Raw genomic sequence first — 18753 nt, 5'->3', positions numbered from 1 at the left:
CGGAGTTACGATTTTAATCGTCTCTATGGTTATTGAGAAATTTTCTGCGTCCTCTGTGGTTCAATGCATTGAAAGGAACAGCTATGAAATATGAGGCAGTGATCGGGCTTGAGGTTCACGCTCAGCTCCAGACCAGGACGAAGATCTTCTGCGGGTGCGAGACGCGGTTCGGCGAGGAAGCGAACACGAGGACCTGCCCGGTGTGCATCGGCATGCCCGGCGTGCTGCCGGTCCTGAACCGGAAAGCCCTCGAGTACATCGTCAAGACCGGCCTGGCCATGGACTGCACGATCAGCGCGTTCAGCCGCTTCGCGCGCAAGAACTATTTCTACCCCGATCTTCCGAAGGGCTACCAGATCTCGCAGTATGAGCTGCCCGTCTGCGGCCGGGGCCATGTCGAGATCGTGGTCGACGGACAGGTCAGGCGCATCGGCATCACGCGCATACACCTCGAAGAGGACGCGGGCAAGAACCTGCACCAGGCCGAGGGCGGGGCGAGCCTCGTGGACCTGAACCGGGCCGGCACGCCGCTGATGGAGATCGTGTCAGAGCCGGACATCCGGACGCCCGAGGAGGCATCGGAATACCTGAAGAAACTGCGCTCGATCCTGCGCTACATCGAGGTGTCCGACGCGGACATGGAAAAGGGAAACTTCCGCTGCGACGCCAATGTCTCGATCCGGCCCGCCGGCTCCCATGAGTTCGGCACCCGGGCGGAGATCAAGAACGTGAACTCCTTCAAGTTCGTTCAGAAGGCGATCGAGTACGAGATCAAGCGGCAGGCCCAGGTTCTGGATGAGGGCGGACGGGTGGTCCAGGAGACGCGTCTCTACGATTCGGCAAAGGGAGTGACCTTCTCGATGCGAAGCAAGGAGGAGGCGCACGACTACCGCTATTTCCCGGAGCCCGACCTCGTCCCGGTGGTCATCGCGAAGGAACTGATCGAGGAGATCCGGGCGTCGATTCCCGAACTGCCCGATGCCAAGCGCGGCCGTTTCGTGAAGGACTACGGCCTTCCCGAGTACGACGCTTACATGCTGACCCAGAGCCGCGCCCTGGCCGGCTACTTCGAGGAAGCCGTGAAGCTCACGAACCAGCCCAAGGTGGTGTCCAACTGGATGATGGGTGAGCTGATGCGGCTGCTGAATGCCGATGGCAGGGAGATCGAGGACTGCCCCATCAGGCCCGAACGGCTCGCCGGTCTGATCAAACTGATCATCGACGGCGTGATCAGCACCAAGATCGCAAAGACCGTGTTCGAGGAGATGTACCGGTCCGGCAAGGACGCGGAGGCGGTCGTCAGGGAACAGGGACTGGTACAGGTATCGGACACCGGCGAGATCGAGAAGATCATCGATGAAGTGATCAAGGCCAACCCCGGCCAGGCGGCTGACTACCGCGCCGGCAAGGAGAAGCTGTTCGGATTCTTCGTGGGGCAGGTCATGAAAGCCAGCAAGGGCAAGGCGAACCCGGACATGGTGAACCAGCTGCTCAAGAATAAATTGAGCGGGTAACAAATAGGGGAAATGGTACACTTCAAAATATTATCAGAGAGTGGGGGGTTGAGCAATGCTTGAGCAAATGCACAGACACATGAAATGGATCATGTGGACGATCGTTGTCCTCATCACGGTCACGTTCCTGTTCTTCGGGATCTACCCATCGTCAGTCAGCGGCAGGACGGTGGCCAAGGTGAACGGCTATGTGATCGGATCCGACGACGTGAACCGCGTCTACCAGAACATGGTCGAGAATTACCGCAGGATCCTGAAGGACCAGTTCAATGAGGGCTTTTCCCAGGTGCTCAGAAAACAGGCCCTGCAGGAGCTGATCCAGACCAGGCTGCTCGTGCAGGAGGCGGAGCGCATGGGGATGAAGGTAAGCGACAGCGAGATCCAATCCTACATCATGCAGATCCCAGCGTTCACGAACCAGCAGGGGAAGTTCGACCAGCGGAATTACGAGTACGCGCTCAGGAACATCAATATGACGCCTGCCGTATTCGAGGCGAGCCAGCGTGAATATCTCCTTCGCATGAAGCTGGAGCGGCTGGTCGAAGACGCGGTCGCCGTGACGGACAGTGAGGTGAGCTCGGCCTATGCCGCAAAGAACCCCAAGGCGAAGAAGGGCGATTTCGAGAAGAACAGGGAAGCGTTCGGTCAGACGTACTTAGCGGAAAAGAAGCGTGAGGCGTTGAACGCCTTCGTCAAGGGCCTGATGGGCAAGGCGTCCATCAGCGTAAACGAACGGTCCATGGGGTCGTAATCAGAAGAGAACCGACAATAAAACAGAAGCCGCCGGAATGCATCCGGCGGCTTTTTTGTTGGATCGACAGGTTTAATGCCAGACAATGTCCCGGACATCACGAGAGGAGCTCAGATATCCGCCTTCCACTCCAGATCCCCCGTCATTTCCCATTGCACGAAGTTCCGGATCCTGAGCCTGGAATCTTCCGGAGCGTCCACGAATTCGAGACCGATACCCGGCTCGGCATCGATCTGCGTTCCAAGAGGGATCACCCGGGCGACCCGGGCGGTCAGTTCCATGACCACGGTATCGCGGGGCAGGGTGAAACGGACATGGATCACCGCACCTTCCGGCAGGCTTTCGTGCGACCGCAGATAGAGACCGCCCTCGGAAAGGTCGACACACATCAGTCGCGCTTCAGGGGTTCCCTCCCTGATCTCCACGATGAACTTTGCGGGGATGCGCGGCGCGTGGCGCTGTTCGCCGGTCAGACGGCCGAGGACGCCGTAGACGATGGACAGGTCGAGCGGCTTGGTGAGGACCGCCGTGCAGCCGAGCGACAGGAGCGAATCGTCGGCCGGTGTGTTCTCGCTCGTCAGGAATACGACGAGCGGCAGATCCTTCACCGCGGCATCGCTCCTCAAGAGCATGATCGAAGCCCGCTGCTCCAGGCCGGTGACGTCTCCGTCATAAATGATCAGCGAAAAGCGGGTATTCTGCGCCAGGCGCACGCCTTCTTCAGCGGTTTTCGCGAGGATCGGCGAGTACCAGATGCGCTTCAGCAGGACGCCGAGGTACATCTGGCCTGCCGGCGTGCGGCAGATGATCAGGACGGATTTTTTTTCGGACATTTCAGGAATTCCTCACAACCGATGAATGTTCACGCGGCAAAAGGCTGCCGGGTATCAGCGCTTGAGATCCGCCAGGCCGGAAAAGAGATGGATCAGGCTCATGCAGCCCTTTTCCCAGTCCGAGAGCAGCAGGCTCTCATTCTCGGAATGAGCCGCACTGTACGGGTCACCGACGCCGAAGAGAAGCGCGGGCACCCCCCCGAGGGCGTCCGTAATGGTCTGCACAAAGGGAATGGACCCTCCCGCTCCCACGACGGCCGGCTTTCTGCCATAACCCCGCTCCAGCGCGTTGAGCGCGGCCTCGAATACATCGCCCTTCGTATCGGAGTACCACCAGCGCGAAGGCGTTTCAGGCTCGATGCTGACCTGCACCCCCCAGGGCGCGTGGTGGAGCAGATGGCCCTTCAACTGCTCGAGCGTTTCAGAGGGGTCCATGTCGGGGACGGTCCTGATGCCGATGCGGGCATAGACGCTGTCATTCACGATGTTCGAGGCCTGCTTCCTGCTGCTTGCTTCGATCACGTTGACGGTGATGGACGGGCGATGCCACATCTTCTCATACACGGTTCCTGCTCCGCCGACGAGCTTCGCAGTATCGAGCATTCTCGATTGCTTCCGGTACAGGCGTTCATCAAAGGGGAGCGCAGCGAGGTCAGATTGCTCAGCGCTCGAGAGCGGGCGTACCCTGTCCATCAGACCCGGGATAGCCGGCCGTCCCTCGTCGTCCACGAGGCTTGCGAGCATCCTGGCGAGGGCGAGAACGGGGTCCGGAAGCGGACCTCCCCAGGTGCCTGAATGGACGCTCGATTCCAGCGAGCGGACCTCCACGTTCACGGTGACAATGCCCCGCAGGGAGGCGGTGAGCGACGGCACGCCGCTGTCGAAATTCTCACTGTCCGCGATCAGCACGACGTCCGCGGCAAGGAGATCACCATGCTTTTTGAGCAGCATCTCGAGATTCGTGGAGCCGACCTCTTCCTCGCCTTCGACAAGCACCTTGACATTCAGGGGCAGGGAGCGCGTTGACCGGAGAAAGGAGCCGATGGCCGCGGCATGCATGACCACGCCTCCCTTGTCATCCGACGAGCCCCTGCCATAGAGTCGGCCGTTCCGCACTTCGGGCAGAAAAGCGCCCGACTTCCAGAGCGGTTCCCGGCCGATCGGCTGGACATCGTAATGGGCGTACAGCAGGATCGTGGCCTTGCCCTTCTGTTCCGTCCATTGGCCGAGCACCGAGGGATGACCTGTTCCTGCGGGGAGAACGCGTACGTCAGTGAGGCCGTTCCTGGAGAGGAGCCGCGCAACCGCTTCGGCGCCCTGGACGAGCGGCGCGGGGTCATAGCCGGGAAAACTGATGCTCGGAATGCGGACAAGGTCGATCAGGTCCTTCACATGTTCCGATTTATTCTTTGCGAAGTGTTCGAGGGCCGCGCTCAGTTGTTCGTTCTTCATAGAAACCTCGCTCCTATTGGTAACTGCGACATCCGATGATCGGAACAAGTTCGGGGAAGAGGGGTACCGTGCATACAGCATGGCCGTGATGCGGCACATTCTGGAATCGTGAAACCGCTCTTATTGTATGTCTTCATTCCCTGATGTCAAGGGATTGTTTTCCCGCGCTCGATGCGCTAAACCAACAGGCGTTTAAACAGCAAAGGGTCGGCAGAGAGCCGACCCTTCTTTATAACTCAATTCATCGTACGTTACCCGGACTTCCCGGGAGATTCTATCAAAGGAGATGGTCAGGAAGCTTCATATCGTTGCTGCTCCCCGCTGGAAGGACGATTGCCGCGAAGCGCTTGCTTTTCAGTTCCCGGAAGATGCCGTCGGTCTGGAGTGTGCGTTTAAGTGTCCGGGCGCTTTTTCAACATTCTTGCCCTCGACCCTTACCTCCAGTTCTTGTTCCGTCCCCCGCCGAAGCCGCCTCCGCTGCCGCCCCGCCGGTCTCTGCCGCCGCCTCCACCACCACCGTAGCCGCCACCCCCGCCGCTTCGCTCACGCTGGGGTCTCGCTTCATTTACCGTGATCGTCCGTTCCATCAACGAAGTGCCGTTCAGGGCGGTAATTGCCTTGTCACCGTCATCATCGGAACCCATTTCGACGAAACCGAACCCTTTTGACCTGCCGTTTGTCGGGTCTACGATGAGCTTGACCGACGAAACTTCGCCGATCTTGGAGAAGGCTTCTCGCAGATCCTCTTCCGTCGTGCTGTACGACAAATTTCCTACATAAAGCTTCTTGGCCATCTCTCCATCCCTCCCTGGATTTTCCGCAGGGTAGACCCCAAAACGCAACGTTTTCCGGTTCCCTGTTCGGTGAACAAAAGTTGCCCTTTAAGCTAGATTAGCATACGTTCCGTGTCTGTGCAAGCCCCTTGGCCCTCTTTTTCCGGAGCATGGTGCCTGTGCGCAGGGTGTTGCTTCCCGGATCAGCGATTGTCTCTTCTATCCTGTCTCATCCTGTCGCGATCAAAGCCGCTGTTACGGGAGGGCATGCCGCCTGAGAATCCGCGGGCTTTCGAATAGGCATTGCTTTTTCGGGCGCCGCCGAACGTCTTCGGCCCGGGACGCGAGGAGCTGTTCCTCGGGCTCGGGGCGCGAAGCGCATACCGCGGCTCAAGACCCGGGACCACGTGGCGTGGAAGGGTCTGGCCTATGTAACGCTCGATCCGGTTCAGGGAATCCAGTTCCCTGCCCGAGACAAAGGAGACGGCTATGCCCGTGGCGCCGGCCCGGCCGGTGCGGCCGATGCGGTGAACGTAATCCTCGGCATTTTTCGGGAGGTCAAAGTTGACGACATGGGAGATGCCGGCCACGTCGATTCCCCGCGCGGCGACATCGGTCGCCACGAGCAGCCGGATCCTTCCCTGGCGCATCCTCATGATGGCGCGGTTCCGGGCATTCTGGCTCATATCGCCATGGAGCGCCTCGACGCTGTGGCCCTGATCGGACAGTTCCCGGGCAAGCTGGTCTGCGTTCTGCTTGGTTCCCGAAAAAATGATCGCCCGCGTCATGGCGCTGTCGGCAATAAGGTGCTTCAGCAGCCGGTTCTTGTGCTGCATGTCATCGACGGCATGGAGGCGCTGTTCGATCGATTCGAGGGTGGTCTTTTTTCCCGCGATCTCGATGCGGACGGGGTCCTTCAGCAGGCGCTGGGCAAGCTTTGCCATCGAATTGTCCCACGTCGCGGTGAAGAGAAGCGTCTGTCGCGAGGACGGCGTGGCCGCTGCGATGGTCTCGACGGCCTCGCTGAAACCCATGTCGAGCATGCGGTCGGCCTCGTCGAGGACGAGCAGTTCGAGACGCGAAAAATTGATGCGGCCCCGTTCCAGGTGGTCAATCAGCCTGCCGGGCGTCGCCACGATCAGGTCCACGGGCTGCGACAGGAGCCGCTGCTGTTCGAAATAGGGCATGCCGCCGAGGATGGCGCCGCTCCGGATCTTCATGAACTTCCCGTAAGTCTGGACCGCGGCGGTCACCTGGTTGGCCAGTTCCCGCGTCGGCGTGAGCACGAGCACGCGCGGGCCTTTGGACCGGCCTGCTGCTGTTGACGGCACGGCGAGGCGCTGAAGCGCAGGAAGTACGAACGCCGCGGTCTTGCCGGTGCCCGTCTGGGCAGAGGCGATCAGGTCACGGCCTTCGAGCGCCCTGGGAATTGCCTGGTCCTGGATGGGCGTGGGCGCGGGATAGCCGCACTGGGTTATGGCTTTGAGGATCGGTGCAACGAGCTGCAGATGTGAAAATGGCATTCTAGTCCTTTCAAGAAAGCCGCTGATCAGCCAAAACGACCGGCGCATCCGTCGTCGCGCGGGGAACCGGTCCCGTGCGTTCACGGCAACACTGCGTGAACGTTCGTTTCGTGCGGTAAAGCGGGTTAGTGGTTAGTGTGCGGGCCGCAGGGATACACCTGTATCCCTGAACAAGGACGGCATGAGCACGGATGCGACCGCTGGTAACGTCATCGTTCGCCAACCATGCATGCTGCCGCTATTTCAGAAGGGGACTGAAAGCAAGGGGGGGTCAGGGATCGATGGAGTTCGAAGGCGGGGATAGGATGGGATTTCAGGAGCTTCATATCCCGCCAATGTTTTAACAGTCGAGGCATTATACCGATTCCGGCATAAATAGCAAGTTTTTTCTCGCGCCAGGTTGTTTTACCCGCTCATCCAGAGAATGCTCCCGGGTGATCCCGCGAGGAAGCGACCCTGCCCCGCAGGGTCAGGTCAGTTACTTTACCGGGTTCGACCCCATGGTGACTTGCACAAATCCCGCCGGCCGGATCCATTGGGCAAAGGCTTTTTGCACCTCTTTATCGGTAAATTTCAGATACTGCGCGGCCGCGCGGACCGGCTCGTCGAGCGGCAGGTCTTCCTGGGAACGGGAAAGCATTCCCCCGGCGATGCTGTCCATGCTGGCTTCCGAGAGGGGCAGCTGTTTTATCAGTAAGATCTTGGCCCGCCGCAATTCAGCTTCCGTTACCGGGTCTGTCTGCATTTTACGGAGGTTCCGCTCGATCATGGCCCGTGCCTTGTCGACATTCGGGGGATCGCAGGCAAAGAATACGCCGAAAAGCGAGCGTGTTTTGTCCGCATCGAGAAAAGACTCCACCGTGTAGACCAGACCGGCCTGCTCCCGCAGGTCGTGGTACAGCCGTGAAGCATAGAACGCGCCGGACAAAACGTGATTGCCGAGCATAAGCTTGTAATAGTCGGGATGGGAGCGGGTGATGCCGATCGTTTCGGCAAGCGTTACCTGGTCCTGTACCCTGCTCGCATCAGGCACCGTGGCGGCAGAAGGCCTGTTGGAGGGCACCGGCGGCAGATCGGTTGCGGGCTTCCGGCCTTGAGAACGCCACGCGCCGAAATATTTTTCAACCGCAGCCCTGGCCTGTGCAGGCGTTATGCGGCCTATGATCACGATGGTCGTCAGGTCAGGACGAAACGCCTTCTCATAATAAGTCCTGACATCCGTCAACGTCAGCCCGCCGACCGTTTCGGGCAGGGCCTGCCGGAGCGACGGATCTTTCACGGGATAGAGGCCTTCGCGGAGAGTTCGCTGTGAAAGATAGGCAGGGCTCTTCAAACGGCCCTGGAGCGAGCTCATTTTTTCCTGGCGCACGACCGCGAAGGCGGCCTCGGGAAGCGCAGGGTGCAGCAGGTTGTCGGCGAGCAGTTCCATGCCCCGGTCGAACCGATCGGAGAGAACCTTGAGCGAAAAGCTCGTGCCAGCGGAGATGTTTGCCCCGATATCGTCCTGCGCCTTCTGGAGCGCGATCCGGTCGAGGGATGTCGTGCCGTAGGAGAAGAGGCTTGCCAGGACCTCGGCAACACCTTCCTTTCCCGCGGGTTCTTCAAGCTCCGGCTTGTTCTTGATCTGTCCCATGACCGTTACCGTCGGGCTCACATTTTCCGGTTGAACGATGAGGCTGATGCCGTTGGACAGCGTAAAGAGCGCGGGTTTGACGTTTGACGCCGGAATGGAGGGCAATGATTCTACCCCTTTCGCCCACGCGGGAAGGCTCGCGAGCGAGGCTTCTTTCGGGGCAAAGGACTCCTTGCCTCCAAACCCGCCCGATGATACGGGGATCCCCGAAGGTCGCGGCGTGAGAATGGCCGTGATCGCCGTGTCGTTCACGAGGTATTCCCTCAGAACGCGGTTCACATCTTCGACAGACACTTTTTTGATAGCCTCAATGTCGTCCTCCGGAGAGGAGCGGCCTTCGACAGCCAGCGCCTGCGACCAAACCGAGGCGAGCCCGGAGATGGAATTGGACTGAAATTCAGCGTCCGTGATTTCGTGGCGCTTGGAGGCTTCAACAATGTCGGCCGGTACGCCGTTCTTCACGTATCCGGCGATGATGTTCTTGATCGTGGCTATGAGGGCGGAGCCGTCCCCGCCCGGAGGGAACGCGGCCGTGGCATAACCGTAAGCAGCCTTCGGAAGCGCCCCTCCATCAAACCCCGTGAAGAGGGCCTTCCCTTCGGTAACCAGTGAATAGAGGTACCCCCGCTGGCTGTCCAGAACATCAGCAAGGATCTCCCCGGCGGCGTGGTCGGGGCTGTCAAAGCCGGGCAGGCGAAACGCTACGACGGCTAGGCCGTAAGGAAGGTCGGTATCGAGATTGATCGAAGCCGGCCTGAGCGTCTGAAGATGAATGTCCGGCCGGGGAGGCACGGTCCGGGAGGGGATTGGTCCAAACAGCTCTTTCACCTTATCCAGGGTCTTCGCCGGGTCGACATCCCCCGCGACGATGAGGATGGCATTGTTCGGTGCGTACCAGGTATCGTGGAACGCCTTGAGCATCGCGCCTGTCGTCCTTTCGAACGAGGGTCGCGTGCCCAGGGCGTCGTGGGCATAGGGCGTATTGGCGAACATATTCTCGAGAAGCCTCATGGAAAAGACATACTCGGGATTCGAAAGGTCCTGTGCCACCTCCTGTTCGATCGCGCCTCGCTCCTGCGCCCAAAGCTCTTCAGAGTCGAGGACGCCACGCATGCGCACCGCTTCCACGTTCAGCGCGACGTCAAGATCATCCTTCGGCACCGTAAGGAAATACTGGGTCACATTTTGCTGCGTATCGGCGTTGAAATCACCGCCCATCAGGGCCATGATGTTCACGAGCTGTTCTGCGGACAGCCCGGGGCTGCCGCGGAACAGCATGTGCTCCTGGGCGTGGGCCATACCGGGGAAGCCTTCCGGCGCTTCATCGGAACCCACGAGATAATTCACTTCCGTGGCGACCACCGGCGCCAGCCTGTTCGGCACAATTACCACCCGAAGGCCATTCTCCAGCGTTGCACGCAGAACGTCCGTCTGCGCTCCTGCCTGCGCAGGCATAGACGCCAGCAGCAGGCACAGAACTACGACGAGGGGGAAACAGAACCGAGCTTTTCTCATATAACCTCCCTGAACTCCCTTTCGGAAGAACAACGTGTTGCCCGAACCGGCTTGACCGGGCGAAAGGGAATTCAGACTTATCTAGAAGAGGCTTACGTGTCGCCTCACGGCTTGATCGTGAGATAGATCGACCCGCCCTCGCGGGAGATCAGCAGCAAAACGGTGTCCTTTTCTCCGATCTTCGATACGACCTCCTCATACTCCTGTGCGCTCTGGATAGATTTACGGTTCACTTCCAGGATCACATCATTGGCCTGCAGCAGCTCCTGGGCCGGACTGTCCGCACTGACATCAGTGACGACCACGCCGGTCTGTCCCTCCGGAAGGTTCAGTTTGTCCCGCAGGCTTGGGGTAAGTTCCTGGACCGTCACGCCCCGCAGCGCGTTCTGGTACTCCGTCTTTTTTATGATCTTTTTCTCTTTGTACTCTCCGAGCGTTACTGGCAGGGTCAGCTCCTTGCCCTCACGGATGATCCTGAAATCGACCTTCGTTCCCGGTGCCGCTGCTGCGACCCTGTTCCTGAGGTTCGTAACATCAGTGACCTTTTTCCCGTCCATGGCAATGATAAGATCGCCCCGCTTGAGGCCCGCCTTGTCGGCCGGGCTGCCGCTCTCTACACCCGAGATCAGGGCACCCTCGGTCTCCTTGATCCCCAGGGACTTCGAGAGCTCAGGGGTAAGGTTCTGGATGCTCACGCCGAGCCAGCCGCGAACCACCTTGCCGTGCTTGATGATGCTGTCCATGACTGTCTTGGCCATGTCCGAGGGAATGGCGAACCCGATCCCCATGTAGCCGCCGCTGGTCGAGAAGATCGCCGTGTTGATCCCGATAAGTTCTCCACTTCCGTTCACCAGCGCTCCTCCGGAGTTGCCCGGATTGATGGCGGCATCGGTCTGGATGAAGTCCTCAAAATCGGCGAGCCCGATGTTCGACCGGCCGACTGCGCTTACGATGCCCATCGTGATGGTCTGGTTCAGGCCGAAGGGGTTGCCGATCGCCAGGACGACATCGCCAGTCTTCAGCCTTGCCGAATCCCCGAAGGAAAGGGTCGGCAGGTCTTTCGCATTGATCTTGATGACGGCAAGGTCCGTCCGCGGGTCGGTGCCGACGACCTTGCCGGTGAACTCACGCTTGTCATAGAGGATGACCTTGATATCTTCCGCGCCCTTGACCACGTGGTTGTTCGTCAGGATATAGCCGTTCTCCGATACGATCACGCCGGAGCCGAGGGCAGATGATTTGAATTTTCGCTTCTGCCCGGGGTGCCCGAACTGGTCGCCGAAAAAGTGCCTGAAAAAAGGATCGTTGAACATGTCGCCGAAGGGGTTGTCCTCCATGGTCTCGATCGAGGTCGTTGATATGTTCACGACCGCCGGGCGGACCGCCTCGGCGACTTCCGACAGGGCATTGCTCAGGTTGCCGAGCATTTTTACGGATTCCTGCGATATGGCCTTTTCCTTGGCCGTCGCCACGCCGGCTGCCGACAGCGCTGTTGCGAGCACGAACGCGAGGGCCAGGGAAAGAACCTGAACGAATACTGTTGCACGTCCCTTCTGAATCTTCATTGATGACCTCCTAAATAAAGAATATGCAAATGACCTCATTGTCTACACAGATCATTCTAGCAAAATATTAGACTCTTACATTCAGGAAAAGTTAATTGGGTGGGCCCGTTGGATCATTCATTTCAACTTGTGCTACTAAGGTTGTCTTGAAATGAAGGCCGGACGTCTTGACAGTGCTCCTGCCGGGAGATACCCTAAGTATGAGGAGGAATATTGTTATGAAGAAGAGCATTATAATAACAACGCTGATCGCTCTCGCGGCAGCCTTCGTCCAGTCAGGGGCATGGGGTGATGAGACAAGGGTGGTCTACAAGGCCGTTATCGACAGCAGCGGCAGCCAGAAAGTCGAAATGCTGGGTGGCAGCTATTTTTTTAAGCCGAATGATATCATCGTGAAGGTGAACGTTCCGGTGGAGATCATCATACGGAAAGAATCGGGTTTCGTGCCGCATGACATTGTTCTCCACGCGCCCGAGGCCGGGATCGATTTCAAGGTGGAGCTCAGCACCGACCCGAAGACAATCAAGTTTACGCCGACAAAGGCCGGGAAGTACGAATTTTACTGCGACAAACGGTTCCTTTTCTGGACCCACCGGGCAAAGGGCATGGAGGGAGTGCTGGAAGTAACCGGATAGTGCCTTCAGGAAAAGAACGTTCTGAAGCATTCTGTCGCGAGGCAACGTCATGATGTCCCGGAACGAGGTCGTCTTCCTGTTCGATGTCGATAATACGCTGCTTGACAACGACCGGGTAGAACAGGATCTGCGGGTCCACCTTGAAAGAGAGTTCGGGGCCGCAAGCAGGGACCGGTACTTCTCACTCTTCGAAGAGCTGCGGTCCGAGCTGGGTTACGCGGACTATCTGGGCGCCCTGCAGCGCTACCGTCTCGAGGACCTCTGCGATCCCCGGCTATTGACGATGTCCTCCTTTCTGATGGATTATCCCTTCGTTGACCGCCTGTTCCCCGGCGCTATCGCGGCCATCGAACACGTCCGGACGCGGGGGAGAACGGTCATACTCTCCGACGGCGACGTGGTGTTTCAGCCGCGCAAGGTGCAGCGGTCAGGCCTGTGGGAAGCTGTCGAGGGCCGGGTTCTGATCTACGTCCACAAAGAGCAGATGCTTGCCGATGTCGAACGGCGCTACCCCGCGCGGCACTACGTCATGATCGATGACAAGCTGCGCATACTCGAGGCAATGAAGCGGGTCTGGGGCGACCGGTTGACAACGGTGTTCCCCCGGCAGGGACGCTATGCGCTCGATCCAGATACCGTTTCCCGTTATCCGCGTCCCCAGATCACGCTTGAACGGATCGGCGATCTCGCAACCTTCGACCTGTCCGCGTTCCCCGGCTGAGCACGGACGGGGTGATACACGATGCAAGGTACTGTCAAAATATTGTCAAAAGTTCTATGAAAAATAGTTGATAAAAGATGAAACCACAGAGCGTCTTGAGGAATGTTCGGGTTCATTCTCACACGAAAAGGCTGCTTTTTACCGACATGCTCTGTGCTCTCACCGATTATTTTGAGAAACGGTATAAGAGCGTAAAGAGCTATTAAAGAGAGTGCACCGAGGGTGAGACTATTTCCAGGAATGCGATTATCCCTTGGATTCAAATCCTCTCTGGTGACTCTGTGGTTAAGTATGAACAGTACACGATACGAGAGAAGGAGGAATTGCCATGAATAACGAAGACGAACTGCAGTCAACAATCTCGCACCTGGTGCAGAAAGGCAAGGGCATCCTTGCCGCCGACGAGAGCGATCCGACCATCGCCAAAAGGTTCAAGGCCATCAGCGTCGAATCCACCGAGGCCAACCGGCGCTCCTATCGCTCGCTTCTGTTCACCACGCCCGGCGCCGCGGAATACATCAGCGGCGTCATCCTGTTCGAGGAGACCCTGGGCCAGGCTGCGGATGACGGCGCGCCCCTGCCCGAGGTGCTGTCCCGCCAGGGCATCGTGCCCGGCATCAAGGTGGACAAGGGGAAGATCCCCCTGGCCCACGCTCCGGGTGACGAGGTCACCCAGGGCCTGGACGGACTGGCCGAGCGCCTCAGAACATACAAGGCCCAGGGGGCGCGTTTTGCCAAGTGGCGCGAGGTCTATTCCATCGGCGCTCAGAACCCCACGCAGCTCGGCATCGAGGTGAATGCGGAAATGCTGGCACGCTACGCAGCCGTCTGCCAGGAGGAGGGTTTTGTTCCCATCGTCGAGCCGGAGGTGCTGATCGACGGCGACCACACCCTGGAGCGCTGCTTTGATGTCACCGAGGCGGTGCTGCACGCGGTGTTCCATGCCCTGCACCGGCACCGGGTGATCCTGGAATATACCGTGCTCAAGCCGAACATGGTTCTGCCGGGCAAGGGGCATCCTCCCAAGGCAAGGCCCGAGCACGTTGCTGCGGCGACGGTCAAGGTTCTCCGCCGTACGGTGCCCGCGGCGGTGCCGAGCATCAATTTCCTGTCCGGCGGCCAGGGGCCCATGGAAGCAACGGCCAACCTGAACGCCATGAACGCCTTTTTCCCGAATTCACCCTGGGAGCTTTCGTTCTCCTACGGGAGAGCCCTGCAGGAGACCGCCCTGCATGCGTGGGCCGGCAAAAAGGAGAACGCGGCGGCCGCGCAGAAGACTTTCTATCAGCGCGCCAGGCTGAACGGCCTCGCGCGCCTCGGCACCTACGCGCCGGAGATGGAGCAGAAGGCCTGAGCCAGCAGAACTCGATGCAGACATGACCGGTCATGGCCCGATGGACATACTCACGATCAACAGCGGTTCCTCAAGCATCAAGTTCTCCCGGTACCGCATGGGAAGCAATGAAGCCCGGGTCTTGTCCGGAAGCCTCGAGGGCATCGGTTTGTCGACGGGCCTGTTCCGCATCAGGGATGCGGCCGGCAAGACCATGACCGAGAAGACACTCAACCTGCGAGACCATGGGGAGGCGCTCCGGGAAGCGATCGATTGGCTTGTCGGCAACGAGGCCGGCCAGAAGTTATCGGCAATAGGGCACAGGATCGTGCACGGCGGAAGCGCCTATGTCAGGCCGCACCGCGTAGATGCCGCTCTGCTCGAGGCCCTTGATGCGCTCGTTCCCCTTGCCCCCGATCACCTGCCGCAGGAGATCGCCGCGATCAGGACATTCGGGCGCTCCTACCCCGAACTGGACCAGGTCGCGTGCTTCGACACCGCATTTCACCGGAACATGCCCGACGTTGCGCAGCGTTATGCCCTGCCCGGGGAGGTACGGCGGCTCGGCGTGGTGCGCTACGGTTTCCACGGTCTGTCCTACGAGTATATCCTGAAGGAGCTGGGGAACATCTCTGGAGCGGAGGCGGCGGACGGCAGAGTGATCATCGCCCATCTGGGGAACGGGGCAAGCATGGGGGCATTCAGGAACGGGAAGAGCGCGGACACGACCATGGGGTTCACTCCCGCGGGCGGCCTGGCCATGAGCACCCGCTCCGGAGACCTCGACCCCGGCGTGATCGTTTACCTGCTCAAGGAAAAGGGGATGGACGCATCCGCTTTGAACCGCATGGTGAACAGGGAGTCGGGGCTCTACGGCGTTTCGGCAATGAGCGCTGACATGGCTGAACTGCTCAAGGCAGAGCCGTCGAATCGGGGCGCCGCAGAGGCCGTGGAGCTCTTCTGCTATACGGCGAAAAAGTTCCTCGGTGCTCTCGCTGCAGTGCTGGGCGGGCTCGACACGCTCGTCTTCACCGGAGGCATCGGGGAGAATGCTCCTTCGATTCGTGAGCGCATCTGCAATGACCTTGGTTTCCTGGGCATCCGGCTTGATACGGAGCGAAACAGCGAACAAGCCCCGGTCATTTCCCGGGCAGACGGCCTTGTAACGGTCCGGGTCATGAAGACGAATGAAGAGCTGATGATCGCGCGGCACACCGCACATTGCATCGCGATAGAGGGGAGGCACGCATGAAGAAGGATCCGGCACCGAAGCCAACTTCTGCCCAATCATCGCCGCCGAAAGCGCTCCTGGACAGGATGCACGCCTACTGGCGCGCGGCGAACTACCTTTCCGTGGGCCAGATCTATCTCTACGACAATCCCCTGCTGAGGGAGCCGTTGAAGCTGGAGCACATCAAGCCGCGGCTCCTGGGGCACTGGGGCACGACGCCGGGGCTCAATTTCATCTATGTACACCTCAATCGCGTGATCAGGGAACGTGATCTCAATGTCATCTTCGTCTGTGGGCCCGGTCATGGCGGACCCGGCATGGTGGCTAACACCTATCTGGAGGGAACGTACAGCGAATTCTATCCCCACATCACTCGTGATGGCGCGGGAATGCAAAAGCTCTTCAAGCAGTTCTCGTTCCCCGGCGGGATCCCGAGCCACGCAGCCCCGGAGACCCCGGGCTCCATCCATGAAGGAGGCGAACTCGGTTATTCGCTGTCCCACGCCCATGGCGCTGTTTTCGACAACCCCGGGCTCATCGCGGCCTGCGTGGTGGGCGACGGCGAGGCGGAGACCGGGCCGCTCGCCGCGGCATGGCATTCCAACAAGTTCCTGAACCCGGCTACCGACGGAGCCGTGCTGCCCATCCTGCATTTGAACGGCTACAAGATCGCGAACCCCGCCGTACTGGCGAGGATCAGCCGTGAGGAGCTGGAGGACCTGTTCGTAGGCTACGGCTATAAACCGTATTTTGTCGAAGGATCGGACCCGGGACCGATGCATCAAAGCATGGCCGAGACACTCGATACGGTGATCGCCGAGATCCGGTCGATACAAAAAGAGGCCCGCAACAGCGGGAAAGCGGCGCGTCCGCAATGGCCCATGATCATCCTGCGAACGCCCAAGGGATGGACGGGTCCGAAAGAAGTCGACGGGAAAAAAACGGAAGGGTTCTGGCGGTCGCATCAGGTCCCTTTCGCTGAAATGGCGACGAAACCGGAACACGTGAAACTGCTCGAAACATGGATGAAGAGCTACAGGCCGGAAGAGCTTTTTGACGCCGACGGCAGGCTGCTCCCGGAGCTCGCCGACCTCGCTCCCGAAGGGACACGCCGCATGGGCGCCAACCCCCATGCGAACGGCGGTCTTCTGCTCCAGGAATTAACCATGCCCGACTTCCATGACTACGCTGTGGATGTCCCGGGGCCGGGCCTTGTCACTGCGGAGGCCACCAGGATCATGGGCACATTCCTGCGGGACATCATGAAGCTGAACAAGGACAGCAGGAATTTCCGGGTCATGGGGCCCGACGAGACGACCTCCAACCGCCTCGGCGCGCTTTTTGAGGCCACGGACCGGGCGTGGATGGCGGAGAAGCTGCCCTACGACGAGAGCCTCGCCCCCGACGGCCGTGTCATGGAGATACTGAGCGAGCATACCTGCCAGGGCTGGCTCGAAGGATACCTCCTGACCGGACGCCACGGCCTCTTCTCGTGTTACGAGGCGTTCATCCATGTCGTCGACTCCATGTTCAACCAGCATGCCAAGTGGCTGAAGGTCACGAGGAACGAGATCCCGTGGCGAAGGCCCATTTCTTCCCTGAACTATCTTCTCACCTCCCATGTCTGGCGCCAGGACCACAACGGGTTCAGCCACCAGGACCCGGGGTTCATCGACATGGCGGTGAACAAGAAAGCGGACATCATACGCGTGTACCTCCCTCCCGATGCGAATACGCTCCTGTCCGTTACGGACCACTGCCTGAGGAGCAGGAACTACATCAATGTGATCGTTGCCGGGAAACAGCCCCAGCAGCAGTGGCTCGACATGGAATCCGCGGTCAAGCACTGTACTTCGGGCATCGGGATCTGGGAGTGGGCGAGCAATGACCGCGGCAATGAGCCGGACGTTGTCATGGCCTGCTGCGGTGACGTGCCCACGCTCGAGACCCTGGCCGCCGTGGAACTGCTCCGCTTCCACGCGCCGAAGCTCAGGATCCGGGTGGTCAACGTGGTCGACCTCATGACCCTTCAACCCCATGAAGAGCATCCCCACGGCCTGTCGGACAGGGACTTTGACGCGCTGTTTACGATCGACAAACCCATCATCTTCGCTTACCACGGCTACCCCTGGCTTATCCACCGCCTGACCTATCGAAGGACGAACCACAAAAACCTGCACGTTCGGGGATATAAGGAGGAGGGGACCACGACCACGCCCTTCGACATGGTCGTGCGAAACGATCTGGACCGTTTTCACCTCGCAGGAGATGCTGTCGACCGGGTTCCCGGACTCTCCCGCATTGCGGCCTATGCCAAGCAGACGATCCGCGACAAGCTGGTCGACCACCGGGAGTATATCACCCGATACGGAGAGGATATGCCGGAGATCAGGGAATGGACATGGAAAGGCCCCTCCGGAAGGGATAACGGGGGGCCGGTTCGGGATTAGCCATCGAAGGAACAGTGTCGTTTCTAACCTGATTCAGTAATATTGTGGTAAATTATTAGAGAAAGATACAAGGAGGCGGACAAGATACCCCGGGAGATGGTAACGGGGGAGGAGGGGAACCTCGATGAAAACAGCACTGTTCTCGATACGTAATAATCTCTGCGCCGAGTGCTCTCTCGCGCTGCACCGGTTCATAGGTGGAATGGACGGGGTCGAGTCCATTGACGTCGAACAAGGCAGGGTCGCGGTGACGTTCGATGAAAACACGATCGAAGAGGAGAAGCTGGCAAAGATCACGAAGGACAGCATCGAGCGGCTGGGTTACCGGCTGGAGGAATGAAGGACAGTCGCCAGAAAGGCACAGGGCAGCTGATTATCATCAGCGCACTGACAGGCGCGATAACCCCGTATAGTTCTATAAAAAAAGAACATAAACAACCAGGGAGATCATGGAGATCGTCTCTGTGCGGTCCAGATTTGTTTCCATTTTAAAAGCTGCCAAGGGGGGAGCAATGATCGTTCTCGGTCTCGTCATATTCGTAGTTGCCATCGTTGTCGTTTTTTCCGTGCAGAATGCAACGCCAGTGGCCGTCTCCTTCCTGTCCTGGCATTTCGAAGCATCGCTCGCCATCATCATCCTTCTCGCGGTTCTGGCGGGTTTGATCCTCGGCATGATCGTTCTGTCGTCAATGCGCCTGCTGCGCTCGTCGAGGAAAAAGAGGAAAGAGAAAGAAGCCCAAACCGGACAGGCTCCCAAAAACCAGGCGTTGTCATGATATTCTTCGGGGTGCAAATGCGGGCGATCCTTGACAGGCTGTTTGTTC

15 protein-coding genes are annotated in these 18753 nt (G+C 59.3%); 9 read left to right on the top strand and 6 right to left on the bottom strand.

Features of this window, described 5'->3' with window-relative positions:
• The first annotated feature begins 68 nt into the window (after nt 1-68).
• Together gatB and VL197_07270 are read left to right on the top strand one after the other, a co-directional pair.
• Nucleotides 69-1514, top strand: coding sequence for an Asp-tRNA(Asn)/Glu-tRNA(Gln) amidotransferase subunit GatB (gene gatB, locus VL197_07275; GenBank protein HUJ17779.1), 1446 nt, complete (start codon nt 69-71; stop codon nt 1512-1514).
• 55 nt (nt 1515-1569) lie between these two features.
• Complete coding sequence (locus VL197_07270) at nt 1570-2265, top strand: SurA N-terminal domain-containing protein (protein ID HUJ17778.1); 696 nt, start codon at nt 1570-1572, stop codon at nt 2263-2265.
• A gap of 110 nt (nt 2266-2375) precedes the next feature.
• Here VL197_07270 and VL197_07265 read toward each other — a convergent pair whose 3' ends face one another.
• The 6 genes from VL197_07265 to VL197_07240 form a co-directional block, all read right to left on the bottom strand.
• On the bottom strand, nt 2376-3098 hold the full coding sequence (locus VL197_07265) for a PilZ domain-containing protein (protein ID HUJ17777.1): 723 nt from the start codon (nt 3096-3098) through the stop codon (nt 2376-2378).
• A 54-nt stretch (nt 3099-3152) separates the two neighbouring features.
• On the bottom strand, nt 3153-4550 hold the full coding sequence (locus VL197_07260) for a M20/M25/M40 family metallo-hydrolase (GenBank protein HUJ17776.1): 1398 nt from the start codon (nt 4548-4550) through the stop codon (nt 3153-3155).
• A gap of 434 nt (nt 4551-4984) precedes the next feature.
• Complete coding sequence (locus tag VL197_07255; protein ID HUJ17775.1) at nt 4985-5344, bottom strand: RNA-binding protein; 360 nt, start codon at nt 5342-5344, stop codon at nt 4985-4987.
• Between the two features lie 182 nt (nt 5345-5526).
• A complete protein-coding gene (locus tag VL197_07250; protein ID HUJ17774.1) occupies nt 5527-6846 on the bottom strand; it encodes a DEAD/DEAH box helicase in 1320 nt (439 codons plus the stop codon).
• Between the two features lie 478 nt (nt 6847-7324).
• On the bottom strand, nt 7325-9994 hold the full coding sequence (locus tag VL197_07245; GenBank protein HUJ17773.1) for a pitrilysin family protein: 2670 nt from the start codon (nt 9992-9994) through the stop codon (nt 7325-7327).
• Between the two features lie 104 nt (nt 9995-10098).
• Entirely contained in the window at nt 10099-11559 is a 1461-nt protein-coding gene (locus tag VL197_07240; protein ID HUJ17772.1) for a DegQ family serine endoprotease, read from the bottom strand.
• Nucleotides 11560-11777: 218 nt separating this feature from the next.
• Between VL197_07240 and VL197_07235 the strand changes: the two genes are divergently transcribed.
• From VL197_07235 to VL197_07205, 7 genes are all read left to right on the top strand, one after another.
• Entirely contained in the window at nt 11778-12194 is a 417-nt protein-coding gene (locus VL197_07235) for a cupredoxin domain-containing protein (protein ID HUJ17771.1), read from the top strand.
• Between the two features lie 49 nt (nt 12195-12243).
• On the top strand, nt 12244-12915 hold the full coding sequence (locus tag VL197_07230) for an HAD family hydrolase (GenBank protein HUJ17770.1): 672 nt from the start codon (nt 12244-12246) through the stop codon (nt 12913-12915).
• Between the two features lie 328 nt (nt 12916-13243).
• Nucleotides 13244-14269, top strand: a complete 1026-nt coding sequence (locus tag VL197_07225) for a class I fructose-bisphosphate aldolase (GenBank protein ID HUJ17769.1) — start codon at nt 13244-13246, stop codon at nt 14267-14269.
• Between the two features lie 22 nt (nt 14270-14291).
• A complete protein-coding gene (locus VL197_07220; protein ID HUJ17768.1) occupies nt 14292-15500 on the top strand; it encodes an acetate/propionate family kinase in 1209 nt (402 codons plus the stop codon).
• 65 nt (nt 15501-15565) lie between these two features.
• A complete protein-coding gene (locus VL197_07215) occupies nt 15566-17929 on the top strand; it encodes a phosphoketolase family protein (protein HUJ17767.1) in 2364 nt (787 codons plus the stop codon).
• Nucleotides 17930-18053: 124 nt separating this feature from the next.
• A complete protein-coding gene (locus VL197_07210) occupies nt 18054-18269 on the top strand; it encodes a heavy-metal-associated domain-containing protein (GenBank protein ID HUJ17766.1) in 216 nt (71 codons plus the stop codon).
• Between the two features lie 172 nt (nt 18270-18441).
• Complete coding sequence (locus VL197_07205; GenBank protein HUJ17765.1) at nt 18442-18705, top strand: LapA family protein; 264 nt, start codon at nt 18442-18444, stop codon at nt 18703-18705.
• The last annotated feature ends 48 nt before the right edge of the window (nt 18706-18753 follow it).

Source organism: Nitrospirota bacterium (genome assembly GCA_035516965.1).
Classification (GTDB): domain Bacteria; phylum Nitrospirota; class UBA9217; order UBA9217; family UBA9217; genus MHEA01.
Note: the sequence above shows the minus strand (reverse complement) of the source record. Positions and strands in the feature narration are given on the sequence as shown.

Coding starts and splice junctions, on each gene's coding strand:
- VL197_07270 (HUJ17778.1), top strand. CDS start 1,570: ATGCTTGAGCAAATGCACAGACACATGAAATGGATCATGTGGACGATC.
- VL197_07265 (HUJ17777.1), bottom strand. CDS start 3,098: ATGTCCGAAAAAAAATCCGTCCTGATCATCTGCCGCACGCCGGCAGGC.
- VL197_07260 (HUJ17776.1), bottom strand. CDS start 4,550: ATGAAGAACGAACAACTGAGCGCGGCCCTCGAACACTTCGCAAAGAAT.
- VL197_07255 (HUJ17775.1), bottom strand. CDS start 5,344: ATGGCCAAGAAGCTTTATGTAGGAAATTTGTCGTACAGCACGACGGAA.
- VL197_07250 (HUJ17774.1), bottom strand. CDS start 6,846: ATGCCATTTTCACATCTGCAGCTCGTTGCACCGATCCTCAAAGCCATA.
- VL197_07245 (HUJ17773.1), bottom strand. CDS start 9,994: ATGAGAAAAGCTCGGTTCTGTTTCCCCCTCGTCGTAGTTCTGTGCCTG.
- VL197_07240 (HUJ17772.1), bottom strand. CDS start 11,559: ATGAAGATTCAGAAGGGACGTGCAACAGTATTCGTTCAGGTTCTTTCC.
- VL197_07235 (HUJ17771.1), top strand. CDS start 11,778: ATGAAGAAGAGCATTATAATAACAACGCTGATCGCTCTCGCGGCAGCC.
- VL197_07230 (HUJ17770.1), top strand. CDS start 12,244: ATGATGTCCCGGAACGAGGTCGTCTTCCTGTTCGATGTCGATAATACG.
- VL197_07225 (HUJ17769.1), top strand. CDS start 13,244: ATGAATAACGAAGACGAACTGCAGTCAACAATCTCGCACCTGGTGCAG.
- VL197_07220 (HUJ17768.1), top strand. CDS start 14,292: ATGACCGGTCATGGCCCGATGGACATACTCACGATCAACAGCGGTTCC.
- VL197_07215 (HUJ17767.1), top strand. CDS start 15,566: ATGCACGCCTACTGGCGCGCGGCGAACTACCTTTCCGTGGGCCAGATC.
- VL197_07210 (HUJ17766.1), top strand. CDS start 18,054: ATGAAAACAGCACTGTTCTCGATACGTAATAATCTCTGCGCCGAGTGC.
- VL197_07205 (HUJ17765.1), top strand. CDS start 18,442: ATGATCGTTCTCGGTCTCGTCATATTCGTAGTTGCCATCGTTGTCGTT.